Genomic DNA, 7,115 nt, shown 5'->3' with positions numbered 1-7,115 from the left:
GGGCAGAAGAAGAGACAAAAGCTCTGCTGCCAAGCGGGTGAGGAAACCCCACCCGCCTACGCGGTGGGGTAGTTCATGTGGCAATATCAACCTCAGCGTCGCTCAGAGAGCTGGCTGGATGCCATCACAGATGCGCGAACTCAGCTTGAATTGGCCCTCGAAGATAGCCCCAGCTTGAGGGGATATCTCGGCCTTTCCGGAGACTTGTCCCTATGCTTTGGAGCTGGCCTTGGCAGAAGATTGACTGTCAAGCCCCTCTCCTTTTGGCAGAGGCAACTCAGAGATCGCTGGATATTAGAGGATAAAGCCCTCTCAGCACTTTCAAGCAGAAGCCCGCCCTTGCCAACTGCGCATCTTGCCGGGGTTAAGCAATCCATAGGGATCCACTTCTTCCTTAAAACGGAGCTGGCGCGGATCCATCACTTTGCGACCCCCCTCTTCGATGATGAAAGTGTGGGGATTGGCGATGAAGACTCCCTGCGCCTCGTGATAGCGCATGATCTCGTTGAGGCGTTCTTCCGTTGTAAAGCGCACAATTTGCAGGCCGACCGGGGTAGCCTGCCCCCGGATGCGAATCCACTCCAGGTGCATCAGCACTTCGTCGCCAAAGTGCTCGTACAGGTGCTGCACCACCTTCAGCTCCCGATCGGGCGGAAAAATCGATTGTAGATAGGTCAAATTGGGATCCACGCTGCGGCAGTGCAGGGTGGTGTGGTTCCAAGAGAACTCCCCCAGTGAGATCCCCCTGCTGGCCTCCTGAGCCGTTTTGTTGTAGACCACCTGGCCGCCATGCTCCCGAATGAGCTCCAGCAACGGCTCTAGGCTGTACTCGGCCACCATCAAGAGGGCCACGGCGGATCCCTGGGGCAAGTAGTCCTGCAAGGGGACGAAGTAGCGAGGGATCGGCCAGGCGTGCAGGCTGATGAGTTTCTTCAGGATCCCATCTGCCTCGGCCAGAGCCTGGCCAAAGTGGGCGCAGGGCATAAACCCCCCCTCCGGCGGGAAGGCCACCACCAGCTCCGCCCAAGGATAGGCCGGCGCCAAGGGAATCTCCACCTCGGTGATGATCCCGTTGAGGCCCCAGGCATGGCTGACTTTAAACACGTCGTCTCCCCGCAGCTCCAGGGCCCGCGGCTCCTCTTCGACTGTAATCACCCGCAGCCCTAAGATGTTGCCCCGATCCAGCAGTTGGCCGTAGGTCACAGAGCCGATGCCGCCGCTACCGCCGGCAATGAACCCCCCAATAGTGGCGGTGCGGTAGGTGGAAGGGGCCATACGGATCTCCCAGCCCAGCTCGCGGGTGTGTTTGTCGATGGCCATCAGCTTGGCCCCCGCCTGTACCCGCGCCAAGCCCGGCTTGGCCCAGATTACCTGGTTGAGCTTGCTCATGTCCAGGATCACACCGCCAGCTAGGGGGATGCACTGGCCATAGTTACCGGTACCGGCGCCGCGCACGGTCAGGGGTACTCTCCACTTGGCACAGGCCGCCGCCACCCGCATCACTTCTGCTTCATCGGCAGGGCGCACCACCACTTCCCCGCGCTTGTTGCTCAACTGGCGGCTGAGCACAGGGCTGTAGTGGTAAAAGTCCAGCGACAACTTGGCAACTTGCGCCGGATCGGTGATGGTTTCAAGGTCGGCCAGCTCAGAAAGCAAGGCCTGCAATTTTCCAGAAGCAGCAACGGTCATAGGGATCCCCAATTGGATAGCAGGCTACTTAGACTCCATTGTCTGTGCAAAGGGCCGGCAGAAAGGCTCACCAGAGACAGAAAACGCCTCTCCAGGGGATCCCGGCCCGTCCCGAGCATCAGCCGAAGCGGCCCTCTACATAGTCTTTGGTCGCCTCTTTGGCAGGGCTGTTGAAGATCACCTCCGTTCGGTCGAACTCCACCAGTTCGCCCACGCGGTTGGATCCCACCAGCTCCACGCTGAAGAAAGCCGTCATGTCCGAGACGCGGCTGGCCTGCTGCATGTTGTGGGTGACGATAATGATGGTATAGTCCTGCTCCAGCTCCTTCATCAGCTCCTCGATGCGGCGGGTGGAGATGGGATCCAACGCCGAGCAGGGCTCGTCCATGAGGATGACATCCGGCTGTACCGCCAGGGCGCGGGCAATACACAAACGCTGCTGCTGCCCCCCAGACAAAGACTGGCCATTTTCTTTCAACTTGTCTTTCACCTCATCCCAAAGGGCGGCCCGCTTGAGCGAAGTTTCCACCACCTCGTCCAAGTCCACTTTCATCCCCAGCACCCGCGGGCCATAGGCAACGTTGTCGTAGATGCTCTTGGGAAAAGGGTTGGGCTTCTGGAACACCATGCCAATGCGCCGCCGCACCGCCACGGGATCTACGTTTTCGGCGTAGAGGTCTTTGCTGTGGTAGGTAAGTTTGCCCTCCACGCGCGCCCCTGGGATCAAGTCATTGGTGCGGTTAAAGCAGCGCAGGATGGTACTTTTGCCACAGCCAGAAGGCCCGATAAAAGCCGTAATTTGCCGGGCGGGAATATCCATGGTGACGTTTTTCACCGCTAGGTTCGAGCCATAGTAGACGCTCAGGTTTTCCGTTCGGAAGACGTAGGTGGTTGAGTTAGCAGATTGAGTTTTCATGATCCCACTCGCAGAAAGTTCGTCAAGAGGCTAATTCACACCTGGCCGCTGTCCGACAAGGCTTAAACTATCTTCTGGCTTTGTAGACCAGGAAGCGGGCCAGCAAGCTGGCTGCCAAAACAATGGCCAGCAGCACTAGGGCTCCTGCCCATGCCAGCTCCTGCTGCACCTTGAAGGGAATAATTGAGAAGAAGTAAACCATCACCGGCAGGGTAGCCACCGGTCCAAACAGGTTGGTTGACCAGAAATTGTTGTTGAAGGAAGTAAAAAGTAGAGGTGCTGCCTCGCCGGCAGCCCGCGCCAAGGCCAAGATCAAGCCTGTTACAATGGCCGGAGCTGCTGCCGGTAGGACAATCCGCATTGTGGTCTGAAAGCGAGTGGCCCCCAGGCCAACCGAAGCCAAACGCATATCCGGCGACACCAAAAGCAGCGCCTCTTCCGTGGAGCGGATGACAATGGGCAGCATCAACACGCCCAGGGCAACTCCCCCCGAAAAAGCCGAGAAGCCGGATCCCCGCACCACCAAAGCGTAGGCAAACAGGCCGCAGAGAATGGCCGGCACGCCCGTGAGCACGTTACAGGAGAACTTGACCAAGTAGGCCAAGCGGCTGCCGCGGCCAAACTCCGACAGGTAAACGGCCGCTAGGATCCCGAAGGGAAAGCTCAAAGCCGCCCCCGTGGCCAGAACCATTACGCTGCCGACGATAGCGTGGCCAAACCCCCCCTCTGCTAACCCTGGAGCCGGGTAGCGAGTCTCGGTGAGGACGTCCCAGCTTATCCTCTGGATGCCCTCCTTACCGATGTCCCACAGCACCCAAGATAGGGCAGCTATGATGGCGGCCACAAACAGTCCGCTCAGCAGCGTCAAGGCAATGCTCGTGTATCTCCGCAGGGGGGCAACAGCGGCACGGCTAATGTCGATCTCCTCAGGAACAAGCTGGGCTGACTGGGACATGATGACGAGGCTCCTCGGTTACTGCTCCAAGTTTTGAAACTTGCGGATGATGATTTCGGCCATGACGTTAACCAACAGGGTCAGCACCATCAACACCACACCGGCATACATAAGGGCCGACACCTGCAGGCGTCCTGCCTCGCCGAACTGAGAGGCAATCAAGCCGGTAATGGTGGATCCTGGCTGCAGCAGGGAGATGTTGATGCGGTTGGCGTTGCCGGAAATCATTGCTGCCACCATGGTCTCCCCCAAGGCTCGTCCCAATGCCAGCATGATCGAGCTGACAATGCCCGACAGGCCCGCCGGGATCATCACCGTCAAGATCGTCTCCCAGCGGCTGGCTCCCAACGCCAAGGCGCCCTCTTTGAGGCCCCGGGGCAGCGATTCAAGGGTGCTGCGGGTGATGGAAATGATGATGGGGGAAATCATGATCCCCAGCACCATGGCTACAATCAACAGACTGGGGCCTCGGGGAGCCGGGCCGCCGAAGAAAGGGATCCACCCCAGCGTCTGATTGATGGCTCGGAAGATGGGCCGCACCGCCGGAATGAGCACAAAGATGCCCCACAGCCCCAGCACCACACTGGGAATGGCCACGATCAGCTCAATGGCAAAGGCAATCGGCGCCGTTATCCACTTGGGGGCAAAATCTTCCGTCAAGAAAATGGCGGTGCCGATGCCCAAAGGAATGGCAAAAATCAGGGCCACCAGAGAGGTCATCAAACTGCCGTAGATCTGGGGCAACACCCCATAGATGTTTTCCACCGGGTTCCAGCGGCTGGTGACCAGAAAGCCCAAGCCAAACTGGCGCATGGCCGGCAGGGCTGCCTCAGTGGTCTGCACGATCACCCAAATGAGAATGATGCCGGCAAACCCTGCCAGCACCAAAGTTAGGCGGACAAAACCCACGTCGAGGGCGCGGGAAACATCCATTTTCTTTTCAATAGCAACATCCGTTGATAAGTCGTAGTCTCTGGCTGCCGAAGTCATAGGATCCCCGCTGTGGCAATTCTACTGGTGGGCAGATTGTGGCAAAACCTCTCTCACCCTACATTCCATCGGTGTTGCAGTTGTCTGTGTCCTGGCCAACAGTGAACACCAAAAGCTTGTTGGACTCAGACTGGCGACAACGTCAAAAGTCAGTGCCGACAGAACTTTTACCCGTTAAAAATCAGCAAAGCGGCAAGCCAGTAGCCAACAGGAAGAGCACAGCCTCTTGTTGACCACTGGCCCTCAACTAACACCTTTCAACAGGACAGCAACTCATCGCTTCGCGTTGGGGTTGACCTTGATCTTATCCAGCTCGGCGAAGATCCGCTGGATGGCCGGCTCCGGCATGGGGATGTAGTCCAGTTCTTTGGTGATGGCTTGGCCCTCTGGCCCCTGCGTCCACTTGATGGCTTCCACCAGCTTCTTCAGCTTTTGCTCGTCAGGATATTCGCGGTAGAGCATCACCCAGAACAAACCAACGATGGGGTAGTCGTCAGGCCCTTCGGGATCCGGCACCAGCAGGGCAAAATCTTCGGGCAGGGGAGCGTTGAGGGCAGAAGTAGCCCGCTCAGGAGAAAACTCGACAATCTTGCCCGCTTTGTTTTCTATGCGAGCAGTAGTCAGTTGCTCCAGCTTGGCAAAGGACTGGTTCACATAGCCAATTGCCCCTTGCTCCTGCTTGATGGTGGCGGCTACCCCTTCGTTGCCCTGGGCACCGATGCCAACCGGCCACTCCACCGTGGTTCCCACGCCGCCCTTCCAGTTGGGGCAAGCAGCGTTGATGTGGTTGCTGAACACGAAGGTCGTCCCAGAGCCGTCGGAGCGGTGCACCCAGGTGATGTCCAGCGCGGGCAGCCGACTTGCCAGGTTGGGGTTTTGGGCCTTGATGCGAATGTCGTCCCAGCGGGTGATTTCGCCGGTAACAATGCCACAGTAGGTTTCCCGCTTGAGCACGAGCTCTTTGTCGCCGATGCCGGGCAGGTTGTAGGCAAATTCAATGGCGCCCCCCGCCAGAGGCAGTTGCAGGGGCTCGTAGCCGTATTTCTCTTTGAAGCTCTTGTAGCGAGAGGCGTTGTACTTTTCGGTCATCGGACCCTCGGAAGCACCGAAGTCCACCGTGCCGTTGATGTATTGCTCCAGACCGGCACCGCTCCCAACAGACTGGTAGCTGACTTGCACATTGGGATCTACGGTGCGATTGTAGGCATCAAACCAGCGCTGCAGCAGCGGCGCAGCGAAGGTAGCACCTGCGCCAGAGATTTGCACGGTTTGGGCTTGGGCCGGGGCCAGCGCCAGGGCTCCCACCGCCAGAGCCGCGATAGAAGAAACAGAAGCAGAGAGCAGAGATCGCATAAGAAAGAAATGTCTGATTTTAATCGACGCCTATAACCCTACAACCTCAAGGTTAAGAGTAGAATATGTTAAGGTTAAGTTTAGGTTAAGCCAGAAGAAAAAGTCGGTGTCTTTCTAAATGAGATGATTGCTATGAGCTCTTGATTTTTTACCTGGTGATTTGCTTGGGTTTAGATAGCAGCAAAAAATGATCCTGGAGCTCAGGATCTGTGAAAAGCTTATTTTGCAAGGCTTTTAGCTTGTCTTAGACTTGGCTAGGTGACCTCGATCCAAATAAAAGATGATGCTGGCCAGCCAGAAAAAAAGTTTGAACAGAAGATAAGTTGCGCAGAACCTAGAGCAGAAAGCTGCCCCAAATCTTGCCAAGCTTATATAGGCTTATGTAGGGTTCAATGTGTCCAAAAGAGCCCCCGCAAGAGCTTCTTTCTTGCTTTTGCGGAGAGCGTTGAGTTGGCTAGAAGAGTAACCTCAGCACTCTAGACGTCAAGCAGCTCCTCAAGTTCCCCGACCAGAGGGGAAAGGGGGAGGTCTAAGCCGGGATCCGCCCGCCGCCCATCAGGTACAGCAAAGCCATGCGCACCGCAACGCCGTGGGCAACTTGCCGCTCGATGAGGTTGAGGCTGGGATCCTCCATCACTTCAGAACTCAGTTCCACGCCGCGGTTGACCGGGCCGGGGTGGAGAACCCTCACCTCGGGGTGGCACAGGCGCAGCCGCTGCTGGGTGAGGCCGAAAAGGTGGTGGTATTCCTGCAGGCTGGGGATGAGGAATTCGCTCATCCGCTCCCGTTGCAGGCGCAGGGCGATGACGAAGCGGGCTCCTGCTAGGGCCGGCTCCAACTGCCAGTGCACCGGCAGAGTATGGCCGGGCACAAACTGGGCAAAGTCTTTGGGCAACAGGGTGGGCGGGCCGGCCAAGTGGACGTCTGCGCCAGCGGCCACTAGAGCATAGATGTTGGAGCGGGCTACCCGCGAGTGGAGGATGTCACCGACAATGGCCACCTTCACCCCCTGCAGCAGCTCGAGGCGAGGTCGCTGCGGATCCAGGTGGCTACAGAGGGTAAATAGATCCAGCAAAGCTTGAGTGGGATGTTCGTGCAGGCCATCCCCCGCGTTTAGCACCCCCGCTGGGGATCTGCGGCGATTGATCTCGGCGGCCAACTGCTGCGGCACCCCGGCCTGGGCGTGGCGGACGATGAGCACGTCGGATCCCA

General features: G+C 58.0%; 6 protein-coding genes and 1 pseudogene. 1 reads left to right on the top strand and 6 read right to left on the bottom strand.

Going from position 1 to position 7,115, the window contains the following annotated elements; all coding sequences use genetic code 11:
• Positions 1 to 75 precede the first annotated feature (75 nt).
• Positions 76 to 135 (top strand): annotated as a pseudogene (locus tag NW857_RS08830) (DUF29 domain-containing protein); the annotation flags it as partial.
• Between the two features lie 186 nt (positions 136 to 321).
• On the opposite strand, the gene NW857_RS08825 reads toward NW857_RS08830, so the two are convergent.
• The 6 genes from NW857_RS08825 to NW857_RS08800 form a co-directional block, all read right to left on the bottom strand.
• Positions 322 to 1,689 carry an FAD-binding oxidoreductase gene (locus NW857_RS08825; RefSeq protein ID WP_414334985.1) on the bottom strand — a complete coding sequence of 456 codons (1,368 nt, stop codon included), beginning with the start codon at positions 1,687 to 1,689 and terminating at the stop codon, positions 322 to 324.
• Positions 1,690 to 1,807: 118 nt separating this feature from the next.
• On the bottom strand, positions 1,808 to 2,605 hold the full coding sequence (gene pstB / locus NW857_RS08820) for a phosphate ABC transporter ATP-binding protein PstB (protein ID WP_414334984.1): 798 nt from the start codon (positions 2,603 to 2,605) through the stop codon (positions 1,808 to 1,810).
• Between the two features lie 67 nt (positions 2,606 to 2,672).
• Complete coding sequence (pstA, locus tag NW857_RS08815; protein ID WP_414338694.1) at positions 2,673 to 3,560, bottom strand: phosphate ABC transporter permease PstA; 888 nt, start codon at positions 3,558 to 3,560, stop codon at positions 2,673 to 2,675.
• An 18-nt stretch (positions 3,561 to 3,578) separates the two neighbouring features.
• Positions 3,579 to 4,550, bottom strand: a complete 972-nt coding sequence (pstC, locus tag NW857_RS08810; protein ID WP_414334982.1) for a phosphate ABC transporter permease subunit PstC — start codon at positions 4,548 to 4,550, stop codon at positions 3,579 to 3,581.
• A gap of 273 nt (positions 4,551 to 4,823) precedes the next feature.
• Positions 4,824 to 5,903: a phosphate ABC transporter substrate-binding protein PstS gene (pstS, locus tag NW857_RS08805; RefSeq protein WP_414338691.1), complete on the bottom strand. Its 1,080-nt coding sequence runs from the start codon at positions 5,901 to 5,903 to the stop codon at positions 4,824 to 4,826.
• Between the two features lie 529 nt (positions 5,904 to 6,432).
• Positions 6,433 to 7,115 (bottom strand): aspartate carbamoyltransferase (locus NW857_RS08800; protein ID WP_414368696.1); only part of this gene is annotated, 683 nt, incomplete at its 5' end.

This window comes from Synechococcus sp. H55.9 (genome assembly GCF_047462355.1).
Lineage (GTDB): Bacteria > Cyanobacteriota > Cyanobacteriia > Thermostichales > Thermostichaceae > Thermostichus.
Note: the sequence above shows the minus strand (reverse complement) of the source record. Positions and strands in the feature narration are given on the sequence as shown.

Excerpts from the sequence above, each read along its gene's own strand:
- pstB (WP_414334984.1), bottom strand. The coding sequence starts at position 2,605 with ATGAAAACTCAATCTGCTAACTCAACCACCTACGTCTTCCGAACGGAA.
- pstA (WP_414338694.1), bottom strand. The coding sequence starts at position 3,560 with ATGTCCCAGTCAGCCCAGCTTGTTCCTGAGGAGATCGACATTAGCCGT.
- NW857_RS08825 (WP_414334985.1), bottom strand. The coding sequence starts at position 1,689 with ATGACCGTTGCTGCTTCTGGAAAATTGCAGGCCTTGCTTTCTGAGCTG.
- pstS (WP_414338691.1), bottom strand. The coding sequence starts at position 5,903 with ATGCGATCTCTGCTCTCTGCTTCTGTTTCTTCTATCGCGGCTCTGGCG.
- pstC (WP_414334982.1), bottom strand. The coding sequence starts at position 4,550 with ATGACTTCGGCAGCCAGAGACTACGACTTATCAACGGATGTTGCTATT.